Source organism: Franconibacter pulveris (genome assembly GCF_056780215.1).
Genome location: NZ_CM165555.1, coordinates 552917 through 572100, shown reverse-complemented (window position 1 = coordinate 572100; position 19184 = coordinate 552917). Strand labels below are relative to the sequence as shown.

The 19184-nt window shown below is 55.9% G+C and carries 12 protein-coding genes, 1 tRNA gene and 1 pseudogene; 7 read left to right on the top strand and 7 right to left on the bottom strand.

Annotation, left to right across the window (positions count from 1 at the left end; all coding sequences use genetic code 11):
• Positions 1-145 precede the first annotated feature (145 nt).
• A complete protein-coding gene (locus ACU4F7_RS02770; RefSeq protein WP_481637987.1) occupies positions 146-2575 on the top strand; it encodes a tetratricopeptide repeat protein in 2430 nt (809 codons plus the stop codon).
• Positions 2576-2615: 40 nt separating this feature from the next.
• Here ACU4F7_RS02770 and ACU4F7_RS02765 read toward each other — a convergent pair.
• Positions 2616-3870 (bottom strand): annotated as a pseudogene (locus tag ACU4F7_RS02765) (tyrosine-type recombinase/integrase).
• Between the two features lie 152 nt (positions 3871-4022).
• Positions 4023-4107: transfer RNA gene (locus ACU4F7_RS02760), tRNA-Leu, on the bottom strand.
• A 331-nt stretch (positions 4108-4438) separates the two neighbouring features.
• On the opposite strand from ACU4F7_RS02760, the gene ACU4F7_RS02755 reads away from it, so the two are divergent.
• From ACU4F7_RS02755 to ahr, 3 genes are all read left to right on the top strand, one after another.
• Positions 4439-5461, top strand: a complete 1023-nt coding sequence (locus ACU4F7_RS02755; protein ID WP_481637986.1) for an HNH endonuclease family protein — start codon at positions 4439-4441, stop codon at positions 5459-5461.
• Positions 5461-6039: a class I SAM-dependent methyltransferase gene (locus ACU4F7_RS02750; protein ID WP_481637985.1), complete on the top strand. Its 579-nt coding sequence runs from the start codon at positions 5461-5463 to the stop codon at positions 6037-6039. The genes ACU4F7_RS02755 and ACU4F7_RS02750 overlap by 1 nt, the downstream gene beginning before the upstream one ends.
• A 105-nt stretch (positions 6040-6144) precedes the next feature.
• Positions 6145-7164: an NADPH-dependent aldehyde reductase Ahr gene (gene ahr / locus ACU4F7_RS02745; RefSeq protein ID WP_024556556.1), complete on the top strand. Its 1020-nt coding sequence runs from the start codon at positions 6145-6147 to the stop codon at positions 7162-7164.
• A gap of 69 nt (positions 7165-7233) precedes the next feature.
• Here ahr and ACU4F7_RS02740 read toward each other — a convergent pair whose 3' ends face one another.
• The 5 genes from ACU4F7_RS02740 to lptF all read right to left on the bottom strand — a co-directional run bounded on the left by ACU4F7_RS02740 (position 7234) and on the right by lptF (position 13725).
• Positions 7234-8895 (bottom strand): DnaJ-like cysteine-rich domain-containing protein, encoded by a 1662-nt coding sequence (locus ACU4F7_RS02740; RefSeq protein WP_481637984.1) that lies wholly within the window; start codon positions 8893-8895, stop codon positions 7234-7236.
• A 352-nt stretch (positions 8896-9247) separates the two neighbouring features.
• Complete coding sequence (locus ACU4F7_RS02735) at positions 9248-10882, bottom strand: dihydroxyacetone kinase subunit DhaK (RefSeq protein WP_481637983.1); 1635 nt, start codon at positions 10880-10882, stop codon at positions 9248-9250.
• A gap of 119 nt (positions 10883-11001) precedes the next feature.
• Complete coding sequence (locus ACU4F7_RS02730; RefSeq protein WP_481637982.1) at positions 11002-11469, bottom strand: hypothetical protein; 468 nt, start codon at positions 11467-11469, stop codon at positions 11002-11004.
• 74 nt (positions 11470-11543) lie between these two features.
• Positions 11544-12626 (bottom strand): LPS export ABC transporter permease LptG, encoded by a 1083-nt coding sequence (lptG, locus tag ACU4F7_RS02725; RefSeq protein WP_029591357.1) that lies wholly within the window; start codon positions 12624-12626, stop codon positions 11544-11546.
• Positions 12613-13725 (bottom strand): LPS export ABC transporter permease LptF, encoded by a 1113-nt coding sequence (gene lptF / locus ACU4F7_RS02720; RefSeq protein ID WP_024560504.1) that lies wholly within the window; start codon positions 13723-13725, stop codon positions 12613-12615. Before lptF ends, lptG begins: the two co-directional genes overlap by 14 nt.
• 266 nt (positions 13726-13991) lie before the next feature.
• On the opposite strand from lptF, the gene pepA reads away from it, so the two are divergent.
• The 3 genes from pepA (at position 13992) to ACU4F7_RS02705 (ending at position 18997) form a co-directional block, all read left to right on the top strand.
• On the top strand, positions 13992-15503 hold the full coding sequence (gene pepA / locus ACU4F7_RS02715; RefSeq protein ID WP_024556562.1) for a leucyl aminopeptidase: 1512 nt from the start codon (positions 13992-13994) through the stop codon (positions 15501-15503).
• A 174-nt stretch (positions 15504-15677) separates the two neighbouring features.
• A complete protein-coding gene (gene holC / locus ACU4F7_RS02710; RefSeq protein ID WP_024556563.1) occupies positions 15678-16136 on the top strand; it encodes a DNA polymerase III subunit chi in 459 nt (152 codons plus the stop codon).
• Positions 16137-16141: 5 nt separating this feature from the next.
• Positions 16142-18997: a valine--tRNA ligase gene (locus ACU4F7_RS02705; protein WP_481637981.1), complete on the top strand. Its 2856-nt coding sequence runs from the start codon at positions 16142-16144 to the stop codon at positions 18995-18997.
• Positions 18998-19184: the final 187 nt, after the last annotated feature.

Sequence of the window (19184 nt, the reverse complement as noted above, 5' to 3'; positions counted from 1 at the left end):
GCGGGGCGGGGCGGGGCGGGGAGAGCATTGCGCGCTGAAAGTATAATTATCAATATCGTGACATTGGTACTTTGTGCTCATTGGGCCGCCGACCTTATAATCAGAAAAATCTGACAAAAAGTCGTTTTATCAACCAGGAGACAAGATGAAAGAAATTTATCAAAGGGCAAAAGATCATGCTGCCATAATGGATGTCACAGATAAGTTTTTATGCTTGACGAACATACTACGCTCTCTCCTCCAGACAATTTCAATTTCGGCATTAGAACTATCTAAAAGCGAAACTAGCACCGATGACATCGATATTTCAGGCCTAGTCGATAGATTCAAAAAACCCACAGATGGAATGCCAGTAGATATCATTGATAAACTAACACCTCACTTACGGTCTCAATTTGATAAAAGCATTTTTCTTGGTTGGTACGAAAAAGATAAGGCTTCAGGAAAGTCACTTTCTACATTATTACAAGAATGGGTTGCTTTCAGAAATAAGAAACCAGGACATGGTGTACTGGATAAAGCTTCAATGCAAGAATGGGCAGGTAAAACAGAACACCTAATAGCTACTTGTCTACAGGTATTTGCACCGGTAATCCCAAAACTAGATAAAGATATTTTATATGTTGACATACCCTCAGGGAAATTGAGAATTAACTTCCCCTTGATTTACCAAGGGGAGGCGATAGCGATTAGTGAGGTTACTCAAAGACAAGGGAATTGGAAAGTACAATTACAACCATTAAATTACGAATCGTCTGAATTAAAAACCGTTTCCCTTAATGAAGAAAATATATTTAACAGCTTTAATGAATCAAACAATGAGAATTATAAAATTATTGAGGTTGAGTGTTCAGGAAAAGAATTTATTGTTGAACACAACATTCCAATTAGACAAACAGAAACATTTGAAGGTAGACAAAAAGAGGTTCAACATTTAGTAGAATGGCTAAATGATGATGATTCGCGAAGATGTTTAATTTATGGCGATGGTGGTTATGGGAAAACTACTTTGGTCCTAGAAGCAATGAATCGCTTATTGGAGGGAGATCTTAAAATAACAAAGGATCTTCCCTCTTTAATATGTTTTTACACAGCTAAAATGACAAGATGGACAGAAAATGGATTAGAACGATTCAGCACTGTGCAACCAGTTATGGATGAGTGTATCAGAGAAATAGTTAAATTCTATACCCCATTATTAGACCGTCAGTGGTACACAGTTAGTGGAATAAGCCTAATTGACAAAGCCGTCCAGTTTCTTGCAGAGAAAAAAATAACACGAAATGATGTTCTTTTGATAATTGATAACTCCGAAACATTGAGTGACAGTCCACAAAAAAATGCTGAACTAACAGAGTTTTTGAAGCAGGCTGGAAAAAAAATAGGCCGTTTAATAATAACATCAAGAAGACAAGAAAGTGTCGAAGTTGAGCACATTCTCGTTGAAGGACTAAATGAAGATGACTCAGTTAATCTATTGAATAGATTAGCAGAGATTTACAATGCTTTACCAATAACACAAGCAGGCGACAGTAAACTTAGAGCCACTGCAAATAAGTTAATGAACAAACCTTTATTGCTCGAGGCATTAGTAGTTTATATAGCAAGAAGTAGAATATCAATTGATTCTGCTGTAGAAAACATATTCAGAAAGTCTAATGACGATTTGTTGGAATTTCTTTATGAGGACGCTTGGGATCGACTAAATGATGTGCAAAAAAAACTATTCTATATTATCGTATCTTTGACTAGCCCATTAAATAGCACAGCTATTAGCAGAGCGTGTCAATTAGTAGAAATTCAACATATCAACTTTTTAGACAGTTTAAAAGAAACACATTTCGCTTCTACTTTGGATTACGGTAGTCATTATGAACTTGAATTAGTCGAACTTGCAAAACGTTTTTTTGAGAAAAAATTATCGGAACTGAATGAGTCTCAAAAACGGGATATTATTGAACTGTCAAATAAAGTTGACAAATATACCCACGAAAGAATTAGAATTGAGAAAGATTACAAAGAAGATAGAGTCTCAGAGGCATTTAGAAGTGAATTCAGCAAAGTAGCAAAAGTCGCAGTAGACAATAACGATTTTCCTAAGGCACTTGTATATTATAAATTAGCTATAGAGGACGACCCTTTTAACTCTGCATTACACGACCGTTTCTCATGGTTTTTATCAAATAAAATAAATGATTTACCGCAAGCATTAACTATGGCGCTTAAAGCTGTAGAACTCAATGAATCAAACTGCGATGCTTTAGTAAACATTGCCTTAATACACTACAGGCAAGATGACATACCCTTAGGTGACAAATATATAGATAGAGCGGAAGCACTTGGTAGAGCAAAATCGTTTTGTTATTTAAGAAAAGCCATTGCTCGTTATCACTTCACATTTAAAGTAATGAGCATTGAAGATAAACAACTTATTCTTAACGATGCTGATCGACTATTAAAATTAGCAGAGAGGTTTTTTACATCAAGTATGCCTTATGCTGCTAAAACAAAAAAATCCATCAATACATTCAAACAACTCATTTTAAAAAGAAGAAGCGCACTTAAAAGGAAATAGATAAAATCCGGGTGCATAAAGCACCCGGAAAATATTTCATCTATGAAGATGAATTTGCAAAATCATAAGGTGATATTTTAATATCATAATATAAATAATCGCCCCACCATTGAACTATTAATCGTCTTTCATGTAAATGCTCAGATGTGTGAATATATGCAGCACGTACGTTATTACGCTCTGTGTGGCTCAACTGCCGCTCTATAGCGTCATCACTCCATAACCCTGACTCACCCAAAGCACCACGCGCCATCGTCCTAAATCCATGCCCGCAGACCTCGGTTTTCGTGTCATAACCCATTGCACGCAATGCGCTGTTTACAGTGTTTTCGCTCATAACCTTAGTTGCGTCGTGATCCGCTGGGAACAGCAGATCTTTATCGCCACTAATCTGCTTGAGCTGCTCTAACAAAAACATCGCCTGCCGACTGATAGGAACAATATGCTCCTCTTTCATCTTCATGCCACGGTACGAGTAACGCACGCCTTTAATCTCTTCTCGTTTTGCAGGTACACGTCAGAGAGATTTATCGAAGTCGAACTCATCCCAACGCGCGAAACGTAACTCACTGGAACGCACAAGAGTTAGTAATGAAAGCTCGACCGCGATCCGTGTCATTACCCGGCCACGATATGCAGCAAGACGAGCTAGAAACTCAGGGAACCGGCTGGAGGGTAAGGCGGGGTAATGTCGCGCTTTGGTTGTTGATAGCGCACCGGCCATATCACTGGCTGGATTTGAGTCTATGTAATCGTTCTGTACGGCGTAACGCATTATGGCCTTGACACGCTGTTGCAAGCGCTGAGCGACGTCGTGTTTACCACTGGCATCAACTTTTTTAATCGGGGCTAATAGGTGGCTGGTTTTGAGCTGGCGAATGTCGGACGAACCGATATGAGGGAAGATATACAGCTCAAGATAGCGAAGAACGCGCGAACGATGGTCTTCGCTCCATCGCTTGTTACTGGCGTGCCATTCGCGAGCAATGGTTTCAAAAGCATATGCCCCTGAATTCTCGGCCTGAGCCTCTTTCTGTTCGGCTTTTGGGTCAATGCCCTGCACTAACAGCTTTTTAGCTTCATCGCGCTTTGCTCTTGCCTGAGCAAGCGTCACCTTAGGCCAAACACCAAAAGCGAGGCGATCCTCTTTTTTTGTCGGAGGGACGTCTGTATTTCATGCGCCAGTATTTGGAACCCTTAGCCGAAACCTCGAGATACAAACCGCCGCCATCGGCCATTTTGTAGGTTTTCTCTTTTGGCTTTGCGGTCTCGACCTGGCTGGCGTTGAGCTTCATTTGGGGGCACATTTCTAATCGAAGTTAAGACGCCCCCCAATGGCATCCGGATTTCAACGGACTACCGCGGACGACTCAGGGCGCAAAAATGGCTGTACGCATTGATTTTAAAGGGATAAGAGAACTTTCTCTGATGGTCTTGGAAGAGAACTTGGTGCCGAAGGCCGGACTCGAACCGGCACGTATTTCTACGGTTGATTTTGAATCAACTGCGTCTACCGATTTCGCCACTTCGGCACTGAAGGGGATGCGGAAACGTGTGGATTATACCTGCCATACGCAGCCATGCAAGCAGCGTCGCCCTTAGCGGGCGTTGAGTGCTGAAAATTTCAGCATCGCCGCTACTTTACGCATAGCCTCCCTCGCCTCTCGCCCACAACCTGTCCTCTATCTCACCACCGCCCTCGCGCTTCCCCGCCAGCACGGCGCTATCCCCCTGCCCTGCCTCACAAATTCCTCAAATCAATCATTCTTCGGTTTACATCACGTTTCATTTGCTATGTGATCCTCTTACGGGTTCTTGTACCCCTCTCCCTTCTGCAAAGCTAAACCGTAACAGAGAAAGCCTATGCGTTTTTACCAGGTCGACCCCGCGCTGGAAAACTACTGGCGCGGCGTGATCCTTTTTGGGAACAACTTCGCAACTTACAAGTTTGCGCTTGCCCATGCGCTGTATGAGGTGGAACGCCGCACTACCCTCATCACGCTGGAAGCGCTGGCGCTGCCGTTCAGCCGCCATATCTGCGAGCATCTTAAGCAAGCGCCGAAGCAAACCCTCAACATGGCGAAGCCCGGCCCATTCCTGAAAGCCTGCATCCAGTTTAATAACGGCGAGATAACGCTCGAGCAGCTTTTACAGGCCACGGTGAAGCACGGCTTTAAGGTGGTGCTGGATGCGTTTCACAACGTCGGCGGCGGCCCCATCGACAGGCAGTTCTTCATCAACGAAACGCGGGAAAGCAAAGGCATTCGCCTGACGGATGATTTCTACCGGCTGACGGAAACGTCGCAGTTCCTTAACCTGGCGCACGAAACGGACGCCCGCTGGAGGCTGGTCGAGAAAGCCTGGGAGATGAACCTGCCGCCGCAGTTGCTGGATGTCCATTACGACGCACAAGAAGAAGTGCTGTTCACCCGGCTCAGCTCCTCGCGCATTACGTTAACCAGCTGTCGCAACAGCCTGAACGGCTACCAGAAAGGCCACTGCTTTTACTGCAACGCACCCGTCAGCCTTGAGCGCGGCCATGCGCTGCTGGCGGATGTCGACCACTTTCTGCCGCTGGCGGCGCAAACCGCGATGCCGGGCGTGAACCTTAACGGCGTCTGGAACCTGGTGCTGGCCTGTCAGGAGTGCAACCGCGGCGCGAACGGCAAGTTCGCCCGCGTGCCGGACCTGCGCCTGCTTTACCGCCTGCACGACAGAAACGAATATTTTATTAACAGCCGTCTGCCGCTGCATGAGGCAATCATCAACCAGACGGGCAATAATGAACCCAAACGCAGAGCCTTTCTGAATGACCGATGGAACGAGGCGCTGCAATGTCGGCTACAGAAATGGGACCCGCCCGTTCAGCAGGAAGTCATACTCTGATGACGCTTCACTATTACCAGAGCAACGCGCAGCGCTTTTTCGAAGAAACCGTGAATGTCGATATGTCTTCGCTCTACGAGGCGTTTACCCGGCATCTGCCTGCGGGCGCCTGGGTGCTGGATGCGGGCTGCGGCTCCGGGCGCGATGCGCACGCGTTCAGCCAGCAAGGTTATAAAGTCGATGCGTTTGACGCTTCTTCGGAGCTGGCTGCGCTGGCCCGCCAACATACCGGCTTGCCGGTCAGGCAGATGACCTTTGCAGAGTTAAACGAGAAAGAGAAATACGACGGCATCTGGTGCTGCGCGTCGCTGCTGCACGTCTCTCTTCATGAACTGCCTGAGGTGATGCAAAAGCTGGCGAATGCGCTGAAGCCCGGCGGCATCTGGTATGTCTCATTTAAATATGGCGAAGGCGAGCGTGAAAAAGAGGGGCGACGTTTTACCGATATGACGCAAGCGGGCCTGCTGGCGCTGCTGAGTGCCGTGCCGGGTATCCGCGCCGAAACGCTCTGGATGACGCAGGATAAACGCCCCGAACGCCGCGAGTTGTGGCTGAACGGGCTGCTGAAGAAGCGGTAAACCCTCCCCCACTTTCACACTTCGAGCCATGCGCAGCGCCTGAACAGCCTCTGTCATGTGAATGTTCTACAATCACGGAGCTAACCACAACAAAGGAAAACCGGGATGACCATCATCAAAAGTTACGCCGCTCATGAAGCGGGCGCCGCGCTTGAGCTCTATGAGTACGATGCAGGCGAACTGAAGCCTGAGGATGTGGAAGTCGAGGTTGAGTACTGCGGCATCTGCCACTCCGACCTTTCCATGATCGATAACGAATGGGGCATGTCGACCTATCCGCTCATCGCAGGCCACGAAGTGATTGGCCGCGTCAGCGCGCTGGGCGCAAGCGCGCAAAACAAAGGCCTGAAGGTGGGCCAGCGCGTCGGCATCGGCTGGACGGCGTCAAGCTGCGAGCACTGCGACGCCTGCATCAGCGGCAACCAGATAAACTGCCAGCAGGGCAGCGTGCCGACCATCATTAACCGCGGCGGCTTCGCCGATAAGCTGCGCGCCAACTGGCAGTGGGTTATCCCGATGCCGGAAGGCATCGACGCCGCCTCCGCAGGCCCGCTGCTCTGCGGCGGCATCACGGTGTTCAAACCGCTGCTGATGCACAACATCACCGCCACCAGCCGCGTGGGCGTTATCGGCATCGGCGGCCTTGGCCATATCGCCATCAAGCTGCTGCACGCCATGGGCTGCGAGGTGACGGCGTTCAGCTCCAACCCCTCTAAAGAGCAGGAAGTACGGGCGATGGGCGCGGATAACGTGGTCAACAGCCGCGACCCGGAAGCGCTGAAGGCGCTGGCCGGGCAGTTCGACCTCATCATCAACACCGTTAACGTGTCGCTGGACTGGCTGCCCTACTTCCAGGCGTTGGCCTGGCGCGGCAACTTCCACACCGTCGGCGCGGTGATGAAGCCGTTCGAAGTGTCGGCGTTCTCGCTTATCCAGGGCGACCGCAGCCTCTCCGGCTCCGCCACCGGCTCGCCGCACGAGCTGCGTTCGCTGATGAAGTTCGCCGCCCGCGCGAAGGTCGCGCCGCAGACGGAAGAGTTCCCGATGTCGCGCATCAACGAGGCGCTGCAACACGTTCGCGACGGCAAAGCCCGTTACCGCGTGGTGCTGAAAGCAGATTTTTAAGATGACAAAGGCGCCGCAAGGCGCCTTTTTGTTGAGATACCCCTCACCCCGCAAAACCTGCCGTCACGGTTATCTTAGCTGCGCCAACTGCTGGAACAGGTCGTGCATCGGCAGCATGCCGAACAGCATCTCGTCCTGCGTTATCCAGACCGGGAAAAGGTAAAACAACAGCAGGGTGGCCGCCAGGGTGAACAGCGTGCCGACAGCCCAGCGGTTGCGCACCCGCTTCTGCTCAAGACTCCAGGCCGCCAGATGCTTGCCGAAGCGGCGCTCCAGCCAGCCGCGTCGCCACAGGTAGCCCAGCACCGTTCCGCATAGCGCGGCGGCCACCATCGGCAAACCGTGCAGAATGGCCACCGCCTTGAGTGAATAAAGCAGTTGGTCGGTGCTTGCTGCCTGTATCGGGAAGGTGAGGTAAATGCGCGCGCGCTCGAAATCCATCACCCCCTGCTTCTGATACACCACCAGCGCAGGCGCCAGCAGATAGATAAACAGCGCGGTGAAAAGCCCCCACTTGATAACCGACCAGCGCTGCACCGCCCCGACGATGTTCCCAAGGCTTGTAAGCGCCTCATCAAGATAAGGCGTGGCGAAGGCGCGGTTCAGCGCTTCGCGAAGCATCTCGCCCTTCTTGCCCCGGCTGTTCTCCACCAGCATCGCCTGGTGCGCCTCAGATTCCATAAACGTTCTCACCGTTTTACGGCTGGCGCGGGCGACCCACGGGTTAAGCAGCTTGCCCGGCGTCGCCTGGCGCACCAGCATGTCGAGGTCGCTTTTTAAGAGCGTCTGCAGCACGTGCCCGGCATCCAGAATGTGCGGCGTTACGCCGTAGAGGATCCAGCGAATCGGCTCGTCGGCCTCTGGCAGCGGGCTTTCCAGGCGGCCAAAGGGGAGGCTTGCGTCATACATCACGGTTACGTCGCGGCGGGCGTAATCCACCCCATCCTGCGCGTGCTGGACGTTGCCATACTTCGCAAGCTCCGGCAGGCCCGCTTTGTACAGGCCTTCGCGGATGAAATTGGGCACGTCGGCCTGCGGGTAAATGAGCTGGTAGTCAGGGGTGCCGACCGTCGCAATAGAGGTAATCTGTGAAACCACGCCGGTGCCGTTGCAGGGCGAGCAGCGCTCATCCCCCGAGCCGCCGCAGCTGCTGCACCGCACTTTGCCGCTGCCAATGCAGCCTGAGCAACTCTCGTAATAGTGCTCAATGCGGTTCTGTTTGGTGAAGTGATCGTAATAGCTGCGCTGGCGCATCACCTGACCACTGCCGCTGCAGCTGTGACAGGTGGTCTTGCCCGAGCCGCTGCAATGGCGGCAGTTTACCGAGCCTTTGCCGCGGCAGCTGTCGCAGTAGTCTGTCAGGCAAATGCGCGTTGGATGCGAGTAAACCACCTCTTCCTTGCGCCAGGCGCCGTAGGGGTTGGAAAGCAGCCTCGCCCGCGCGTCGTCCAGGGTTTTGTCCCGCGCCAGCACCGCGCTGGTCTCAGCCTGTAGCGCCCGTTCGTAATCGGGCCGCGTGCGGTAGACCTGCGTATCGGCGTGTGCGGTAATGCCTCCGGCCTGGTGTAGCGTTAAGGTTTGCGCTTTAAAGAGAAGGCGCAGGCCAATCTGGTAATGGAAGTCGATGTATTCAACAGGAGTGACGTTCAGCGCGTTGGGTTCAAGGCGGGTGGAATCCCTGACAAACGTTTGAATGGTGTTATCGCAGGCGGAGAGCCAGGCGTCTTTCATGGTAAATCCTCTGCGGGGTGGCTCCGTCAATGCAGGATGCCGCCGGGCATGGCCGCCCGCTTACGTTTAGTGGCGTAAATACAGGATGTTACCATAGCGAAGCGCTGACCCTGCGCCCCCTATTCTGGTGGGAAGCGGGGCGGCGAAAAGAGAGGGGGCTTACCCGCCATGAGGGAGTTAAGCGTTGATGGGAAGGGGGTAAGGAAGCGTTACCCATCGGCCCGGGTCAGGCGCTGAAGCGGCCTGCCCCCTCCCGCCGCTGAAGCAGCCTGCACCCCTCATCCCGGCCCTTTCCCCGGAGGGGCGAGGGGGAAAACCGGGTTCTCCCCTGCAAAGGCTGAAGAGACATTTTCTACTTCAAGCTGTTAAACACTTCCGCCACGGCCACCGCGCCCGGGTCCTGCACCCCTTCCAGGCTTTCACGGTTAACGTAAGAGGAGCGGCCCGCGCCAGCTTTGTGCATCGCCGCCGTCGCTTGCGCGCCTCTCTCCGCCGCCGCTATCGCCGCGCTCAGCCCTTCGCCCGCCAGCGCTTCCAGCGCCGGTTGCAGGGCGTCGATAAGCGTGCGGTCGCCGAGATCCGCGCCGCCGTAGTGCTTCATCTGCTTAAGGCCGGTGAGCAGCGCGTCGGGCAGCGGTTTGCCGTCCGCCACGCTCTGGCCCACGGCGGTGAAGAATATCGACATCAGCACGCCGCTGGAGCCGCCCATCACCGTCGCCAGCCGTTCGCCGATAAGTTGCAGCAGCGCGGCCGTGTCGTTCAGCGGCAGGCGGTTCTGCTCCAGCAGTTGCGCTATCTCCCGCGCCCCTTCGGCGAAGGTGGAACCGGTGTCGCCGTCGCCCACTTTGGCGTCCAGCGCGTTCAGGCGGTTCTCAAGGCTTATCAGCGTTTCGGCGGCCCGCTTCACGCTCTGGCGCACCTGCGCATTCTCGGAAGGCGTCGCCTCGTCGCTGCCGCGAAGCGGCGTGTGCGGCTGGGTCTGCATCGGCGCGAAGGCCACCGGCGGCTGCCAGCCCACGGTCTCCACGTCGGCTTTCAGCGCCTGCTCGAAGGTCTCGTTCAGCGCGATAACCGAAAGCGAGAAGCCTTTCATGTCGAGCGCGCTCACCAGCGGCGCGGGGCCAATCAGGTAGGCTATCTGCTCTTTCAGCGCCGAATGCGCCAGCTCTTTGGTAAGCAGCGCCATCTCCAGCGCCGAAACGCCGCCGAGGTTGTTGATAAGCACCGCAAGGCGCGCTTCGGTTCCCGCTTTCTCCTGCAACCGCGCCGCCAGCTCGGCAATTATCTCGCGGCTGTTGTGGCTCTCTACCGTGCTCGCCCCCGGCTCGCCGTGAATGCCAAGCCCCAGCTCAACGTGGCCAGGCTTGATGCGCCCCTCTTCGCCGCCGCCCGGCAGGTTGCAGGTCTGCATCGCTACGCCCAGGCTCCAGACGCTGTCGCACGCCTGCTGGGCAATCTCACGCACCTCGCTTAAGGATTTCCCCTGCTCGGCGGCGTAGCCCGCAATCTTGTGCACCAGCGCCGTGCCGGCGATGCCGCGCGGCTGCTTGTTGTCCGGCAGCGCAATGTCGTCGGCGACGATGACCATCTCCACTTTCAGGCCATAGCGCTTCGCTTTCTCCGCCGCAAGGCCGAAGTTCAGGCGGTCGCCGGTGTAGTTTTTCACCACCAGCAGGCAGCCCCGGTCACCCGTTACCGCCACAATGGCGTTGAGAATGGCGTCCACGCTCGGCGAGGCAAAGAGGTCGCCGCATACGGCGGCGGTCAGCATCCCTTTGCCGACAAACCCCACGTGCGCCGGTTCATGGCCGGAGCCGCCACCGGAAATCACCGCCACGCGGCTTTTGTGCCAGTCGCTGCGCACCACCACGCGGATGGCGGGGTCGATATCAAGGCGCGTCAGGTTATGGTGGCGGGCGCTAAGGATAACGCCCTCAATGGCGTCGTTGACCAGCTGCTTGCGGTCATTGAAGAAGAATCTGGACATGGTTTCCTGCTAAAAAGTAAGCCGTAGGGAAAGCATAGACGGTGTGACAGCCCTCGCATTACGAAGCGCGCGGAATCAGAAAGAGGTATGAGAATGTAGCCGCAAAATAAGATGGCGGCTTACAGGCCGTACTCCCCGTAGCCGCGCTGTTTGCGAACCCTGCCGAGCCACCGCTCCGCGCAGTAGAGGCCGATGCACAGCGCCGCCAGCAGCCCGTTATGCAGCCAGAAGCCACACCGCCCGTCAAACATAAAGAAGCTCATGATGAAGAACCCCAGCATGGCGTAGAGCAGCAGCTCCAGCAGCCATTCCGCCAGGCTAAAGATACGCAGCACGTTATCGGCATCTTTCTCCTGCGGCGAACCGCGCCGCACCGTCCCCACCGCCAGGCTGCGCCGGGCCGCCCAGCGTCCGGTAAGCAGAAAAAGCAGCGTAAACAGCCCAAGCGTACCCGCCTCAAACCACAGGATCTGCTGAAGGTTTTTAAGCCAGAAGCACGCGCCCACTATCAGCACCAGAATGAGGGAGTCTAAGGCGAACATCAGGCGGTTAAAGAAGGCGAAAAGAAAAGCAGCTATCCGTTTCATCCGGCGTCCATGCTGAAGGGCGAAGAAATGTTAGTAAGTGCTTCCCCCTGCACAAAGGGGGAAGCCGCAAGGCGTCAGGCGCGCCGCATCAGCAGCCAGAAGCTTATCAGGAAGAAGCTCGCGCTTGGCAACAGGGCGCCCAGAATAGGCGGAATGTTATACACCAGGCTTAGCGGGCCGAAGATCTGGTCCAGCACGTAGAACAGGAAGCCGAAGCTGATGCCGGTGATAACGCGCACCCCCATCGGCACGCTGCGCAGCGGGCCAAAGATAAAGGAGAGCGCCATCAGCATCATCACCGCCACCGACAGCGGCTGGAAGACTTTGCTCCACATGTTGAGCTGATAACGGCTGGCGTCCTGACCGCTCGATTTCAGATACTTCACGTAATCGCGAAGCCCCGTTATCGAGAGCGCGTCCGGGTCCAGCGCCACCACGCCGAGCTTGTCCGGCGTCAGGTTAGTTTTCCAGGTGCCGGTCACCGTCTGCGAACCGGTTATCTGTTTCGGGTCGCTGAGGTTGGACTCATCCACCTGCGAAAGACGCCAGGCCTTTTGCTGCGGGTCGAAGGTCGCCGTGGCGGCGTAGCGCACAGACTGCAAACGGCGCTGGTCGTTGAAAGCGTAAATGCTTACGCCGCCCAGCTCGTTCTCGCCCTTCACGTTCTGGATGTAGACGAAGTTGTTGCCATCTTTCGCCCACAGCCCCTGCTGCGTGGAGAGCAGCGAGTTGCCGTACATCATCTGCGCGCGGTAGTTGCGCGCCATCTGCTCGCCCTGCGGCGCCACCCACTCGCCAATCGCCATGGTCAACAGCACCAGCGGAATGGCGGTTTTCATCACCGAGAGCGCCACCTGCATGCGGGTGAAGCCCGAGGCCTGCATCACCACCAGCTCGCTACGCTGCGCCAGCATCCCCAGCCCCAGCAGCGCGCCAAGCAGCGCCGCCATCGGGAAGAAGATCTGAATGTCTTTCGGCACGCTGAGAATGGTATAGAACCCTGCGCCCATGGCGGAGTAGTTGCCCTGACCGGCCCTTTTCAGCTGGTCGACGAACTTGATGATGCCCGAGAGCGACACCAGCATGAAGAGCGTCATCATGATGGTGTTAAAGATAGTCCGGCCGATATACCGGTCGAGTACGCTAAATCCCAGCATCGATTAACCCCCGACGCGCAAAACGGGCGCGAATGCGGCGCACCGGCACGGTATCCCACAGGTTCAGGCCCACCGCCAGCGCCAGATACAGCAGGTTCACCGCCCACATCCAGATAAGCGGGTCCAGCTTGCCCTTGGCGCCGTTAGAGCGCAGCGACGTCTGCAACAGGAAGAAGACAAGGTAGAGCAGCATCGCGGGCAGCATCGAGAGCACGCGGCCCTGGCGCGGGTTGACCACCGAAAGCGGCACCACCATCAGCGCCATCACGATCACCGCAAAGACCAGCGTCAGGCGCCAGTGCAGTTCCGCGCGGGCCGAGTTTTTATCAGACTGGAGCAGCGCGCGCATGTCCATCTGCTCGGCGTCGCTTGGATCCAGCGCGACCGTCTGATGGCCGACAATCGCCTGGTAATCCTGGAAGTCGGTAATGCGGAAGTCGCGCAGCAGCGCGGTGCCTTCAAAACGGGTGCCCTGGTTGAGCGTCACTACCTGCGAGCCGTCTTTACGCTGGGAAAGGTGGCCGGAATCCGCCACCACCACCGACGGGCGGGCGTTGCCTTTTGGCCGCAGCTGCGCCATGAAAACGTTGTTGAAGTTGCTGCCGTCCACGCTCTCGATAAAGAGCACGGCGTTGCCGTCGGTCGCCTGCTGGAACTGTCCCTGCGCCAGCGCCGCCATGCCGGGGTTCGCTTTCGCCTCCGCCAGCACTTCATCCTGGTGGCGGGAAGACCACGGGCCCGCCCACATTACATTCACCGCAGCAATAAGACTGGTGAAGAGCGCCAGGATTATGGCCGCCTTCACCAGCACGGCTTTGCTCAGGCCGCAGGCGTGCATGACGGTGATTTCACTTTCGGTATAGAGCCTGCCGAGCGTCATCAGCAGGGCGAGAAAAAGGCTTAACGGCAGGATGAGCTGCGCCATTTCAGGCACGCCCAGGCCTAACAAGGAGAGGACCAGATTTGTCGGGATTTCGCCATCTACCGCCGCGCCCAGAATCCTCACTAGCTTCTGGCAAAAGAAGATCAAGAGCAGGATGAAGAGGATCGCGAACTGGCTTTTGAGCGTCTCCCGGACCAGATATCTTATGATTATCACATTAAATACGCCTGTGAATACGAGTCTTTTTGCAGGAAAATCGCTTGTTTCATGGCTTAAACGTCATTTATCCTCTTGAGTCTTCGAAAGCGTCGCTAAGATGATACTCAGCGGACCTGTACTCAAGGGGTTGGCGACGCGCCGAACCATAACAATACTCGTTAAGATTAACACGAAGTCATCGCAACAGCGGAGCAAGCGTTACGAAAGCGTTTAATTCTATCCGCAGCCGCTGCCGTTGTCTTTAAGATTCAGGAGCGTAGTGCATGGAGTTCAGTGTAAAAAGCGGAAGCCCGGAAAAGCAGCGGAGCGCCTGCATCGTTGTGGGCGTGTTTGAACCGCGCCGCCTTTCTCCGATAGCCGAACAACTCGATAAGATCAGCGACGGCTATATCAGCGCCCTGCTCCGCCGCGGCGAACTGGAAGGGAAAGCGGGACAAACCTTGTTGCTTCATCACGTGCCCAACGTGCTGTCCGAGCGCATTTTGCTCATTGGTTGCGGCAAAGAGCGCGAACTCGACGAGCGCCAGTATAAGCAGGTCATTCAGAAAACCATTAATACGCTGAATGATACCGGTTCGATGGAAGCGGTCTGTTTCCTGACCGAGCTGCACGTTAAAGGCCGCAACACCTACTGGAAAGTGCGCCAGGCGGTGGAAACGGCGAAAGAGACCCTTTACAGCTTCGACCAGCTGAAAACCAACAAAAGCGAGCCCCGTCGTCCGCTGCGTAAAATGGTCTTCAACGTGCCGACCCGCCGCGAGCTCACCAGCGGCGAGCGCGCCATTCAGCACGGTCTGGCTATCGCCGCCGGCATCAAGGCGGCGAAAGATCTCGGCAATATGCCGCCGAACATCTGCAACGCCGCCTACCTCGCTTCTCAGGCGCGCCAGTTAGCGGATGCTTACAGCAAAAATGTCGTCACCCGCGTGATTGGCGAGCAGCAGATGAAAGAGCTCGGCATGCACTCCTACCTGGCGGTAGGCGCAGGCTCGCAGAACGAATCGCTGATGTCGGTGATGGAATATAAAGGCAGCAGCGAGCCGGACGCCCGCCCTATCGTGCTGGTGGGCAAAGGGCTGACCTTCGACTCCGGCGGCATCTCCATCAAGCCCGCCGAAGGGATGGATGAGATGAAGTACGACATGTGCGGCGCGGCGGCGGTTTACGGCGTGATGCGCATGGTGGCGGAGCTGCAGCTGCCGCTGAACGTCATCGGCGTGCTGGCGGGCTGTGAGAACATGCCGGGCGGGCGCGCTTATCGTCCGGGCGATGTGCTGACCACCATGTCCGGCCAGACGGTAGAAGTGCTGAACACCGACGCCGAAGGCCGTCTGGTGCTGTGCGATGTGCTGACCTACGTAGAGCGTTTCGATCCGGAAGCGGTTATCGACGTGGCGACGCTGACCGGCGCCTGCGTGATTGCGCTGGGGCACCACATCACCGGGCTGATGTCTAACCATAACCCGCTGGCGCATGAGCTTATCGGCGCCTCCGAACAGGCGGGCGACCGCGCGTGGCGTCTGCCGCTGGCCGACGAGTTCCAGGAGCAGCTGGAATCGAACTTCGCGGATATGGCGAACATCGGCGGGCGTCCTGGCGGGGCGATTACCGCAGGCTGCTTCCTGTCGCGCTTTGCCCGCAAGTACAACTGGGCGCATCTGGATATCGCGGGCACCGCCTGGCGTTCCGGCAAAGCCAAAGGCGCGACCGGCCGTCCGGTAGCGCTGCTGTCGCAGTTCCTGCTCAACCGCGCCGGGATGAACGGCGAAGAGTAAACCTGCGTCCCTCTCCCCGCCGGGGAGAGGGAACCGGCTGGCGAGCGAGGTGAGTAAAGCTTCGGCCTGCGCGCTTTCCCCTTACCCAGCAGGGAGAGAGCCTGGTTGAAGGGCAAACCCTGACTCGCCGCGTATCCGACGGGCATTTAAATCCACCACAAGAGCCCACATATCATGAAAAACGCAACGTTCTATCTGCTGGACAACGACACGCACGTCGACGGACTGAGCGCGGTGGAAGCGCTGGCCTGTGACGTGGCCGCCGAGCGCTGGCGCTCCGGCAAACGCGTTTTGATCGCCTGCGATGACGAAGCGCAGGCCGTCCGGCTTGACGAAGCGCTGTGGCAGCGCAACCCGGATAGCTTCGTGCCGCATAACCTGGCGGGCGAAGGGCCGCGCGGCGGCGCGCCGGTAGAGATAGCCTGGCCGCAAAAACGCAGCAGCGCGCCGCGCGATATCTTAATCAGCCTGCGTCCGGCGTTCGCAGATTTTGCCACCGCTTTCACTGAAGTGATAGACTTCGTGCCTTACGAAGAATCCCAGAAACAACTGGCGCGCGAACGCTATAAAGCCTATCGCGTGGCTGGTTTCCACTTGACCACGGCCACCTTTACGGCGCCCGGAACGATATAGCAGAAATGGAAAAGACATATAATCCCCAAGATATCGAACAGCCGCTTTACGAGCATTGGGAAGAGCAGGGCTACTTCAAACCCAATGGCGACGAAAGCCAGGAAAGCTTCTGCATTATGATCCCGCCGCCGAACGTCACCGGCAGTTTGCATATGGGTCACGCCTTCCAGCAGACGATCATGGACACCATGATCCGCTACCAGCGCATGCAGGGGAAAAACACGCTGTGGCAGGTCGGTACCGACCACGCGGGCATCGCCACCCAGATGGTAGTAGAGCGTAAAATCGCCGCCGAAGAGGGGAAAACCCGCCATGATTACGGCCGCGACGCTTTCATCGAAAAAATCTGGCAGTGGAAAGCGGAATCCGGCGGCACCATCACCCGCCAGATGCGTCGTCTGGGCAACTCCGTGGACTGGGAGCGCGAGCGCTTCACCATGGACGAAGGGCTTTCCAACGCCGTAAAAGAAGTGTTCGTGCGTCTTTATAAAGAAGACCTGATTTACCGCGGCAAGCGTCTCGTCAACTGGGACCCTAAACTGCGCACCGCTATTTCCGACCTGGAAGTGGAAAACCGCGAGTCCAAAGGCTCCATGTGGCACATCCGCTACCCGCTGGCGGACGGCGCGAAAACCGCTGACGGTAAAGATTACCTGGTTGTCGCCACCACCCGTCCGGAAACGCTGTTGGGCGATACCGGCGTGGCCGTTAACCCGGAAGATCCTCGTTATAAAGACTTAATCGGCAAATTCGTGGTGCTGCCGCTGGTAAACCGCCGTATTCCAATCGTGGGCGATGAGCACGCCGACATGGAAAAAGGCACCGGCTGCGTCAAGATAACGCCAGCGCACGACTTCAACGACTACGAAGTGGGCCGCCGTCATAGCCTGCCGATGATCAACATCCTGACCTTCGACGGCGATATCCGCGAAAGCGCGGAAGTCTACGACACCAAAGGCAACGAATCGGACGTTTATTCCAGCGACATTCCGGCGCAGTTCCAGAAGATGGAGCGTTTTGCCGCGCGTAAAGCTATCGTCGCCGCGGTTGATGAACTCGGCCTGCTGGAAGAGATTAAACCGCACGACCTGACCGTCCCTTACGGCGACCGCGGCGGCGTGGTTATCGAACCGATGCTCACCGACCAGTGGTACGTGCGCGCCGACGTGCTGGCGAAGCCGGCCGTTGAAGCGGTAGAAAACGGCGACATTCAGTTTGTGCCGAAGCAGTACGAAAACATGTACTTCTCCTGGATGCGCGATATTCAGGACTGGTGTATCTCCCGTCAGCTGTGGTGGGGCCACCGCATTCCGGCCTGGTATGACAACGCAGGCAACGTCTACGTTGGCCGCAGCGAAGAGGAAGTGCGCCAGGAGAACAACCTGGGCGCCGACGTTGCGCTTCGCCAGGACGACGATGTGCTCGACACCTGGTTCTCCTCCGCGCTCTGGACCTTCTCCACCCTCGGCTGGCCGGAGAACACCGACGCGCTGCGCCAGTTCCACCCGACCAGCGTGATGGTCTCCGGCTTCGACATCATCTTCTTCTGGATTGCCCGCATGATCATGATGACCATGCACTTCATCAAAGATGAAAACGGCAAGCCGCAGGTGCCTTTCCACACCGTCTACATGACCGGGCTTATCCGCGACGACGAAGGGCAGAAGATGTCCAAGTCCAAGGGCAACGTTATCGACCCGCTGGATATGGTCGACGGCATTTCTCTGGAAGCGCTGCTGGAAAAACGCACCGGCAACATGATGCAGCCGCAGCTGGCCGAGAAGATCCGCAAGCGCACCGAGAAGCAGTTCCCGAACGGCATCGAGCCGCACGGCACCGACGCCCTGCGCTTTACCCTCGCCGCGCTCGCCTCTACCGGACGCGACATCAACTGGGACATGAAGCGCCTTGAAGGCTACCGCAACTTCTGCAACAAGCTGTGGAACGCCAGCCGCTTCGTACTGATGAACACCGAAGAGCAGGATTGCGGCTTTAACGGCGGCGAAATGACCTTCTCGCTGGCGGACCGTTGGATCCTTGCGGAATTCAACCGCACCGTGAAAGCGTACCGCGACGCGCTGGATAACTTCCGCTTCGACATCGCCGCCAACATCCTGTACGAGTTCACCTGGAACCAGTTCTGCGACTGGTATCTGGAGCTGACCAAGCCGGTAATGAATGGCGGTTCCGAAGCCGAGCTGCGCGGCACCCGCAATACGCTGGTGAACGTGCTGGAAGGCCTGCTGCGTCTCGCGCACCCGATCATTCCGTTCATTACGGAAACCATCTGGCAGCGCGTGAAAACGATAAAAGGCATTACCGCCGACACCATCATGCTGCAGCCGTTCCCGGCTTATGACCCGGCGCTTGAAGATGACGCCGCCGCCGCCGACACCGAGTGGCTGAAGCAGGCGATCGTCGCCGTGCGTAATATCCGCGCCGAGATGAACATCGCGCCGGGTAAACCGCTTGAGCTGCTGCTGCGCGGTTGCAGCGCTGACGCCGCGCGTCGCGTAAACGACAACCTGAGCTTCCTGAAAACGCTGGCGCGTCTGGAGAGCATCACCGTACTGCCTGCCGATGAGAAAGGACCGGTCTCCGTGACCAAAATCATCGACGGCGCGGAGCTGCTGATCCCGATGGCGGGGCTTATCGACAAAGCGGCGGAGCTGGATCGTCTGGCGAAAGAAGTGGCGAAGATCGAAGGTGAAATCAACCGCATCGAAACCAAGCTCGGCAACGAGGGCTTTGTCGCCCGCGCGCCGGAAGCGGTTATCGCCAAAGAGCGTGAAAAACTGCAGGGCTACCACGAGGCGAAAGCGAAGCTGGTAGAGCAGCAGGGCGTTATTAGCGCGCTGTAAACAAAACCATAAAGGCCGGGCGACCGGCCTTTTTTATTGCCATAGATACGCTTCTATTTTTTCAAATAAAGTCTGTCTTGTTAGCTAAATGTTACTGCAGTTATCAGTTAATCAACTCGTTAACGTAAACGCTTAATATCATTACCCGCCCTGGTAATAATCATAGATATTATCTCAAAATATTAAC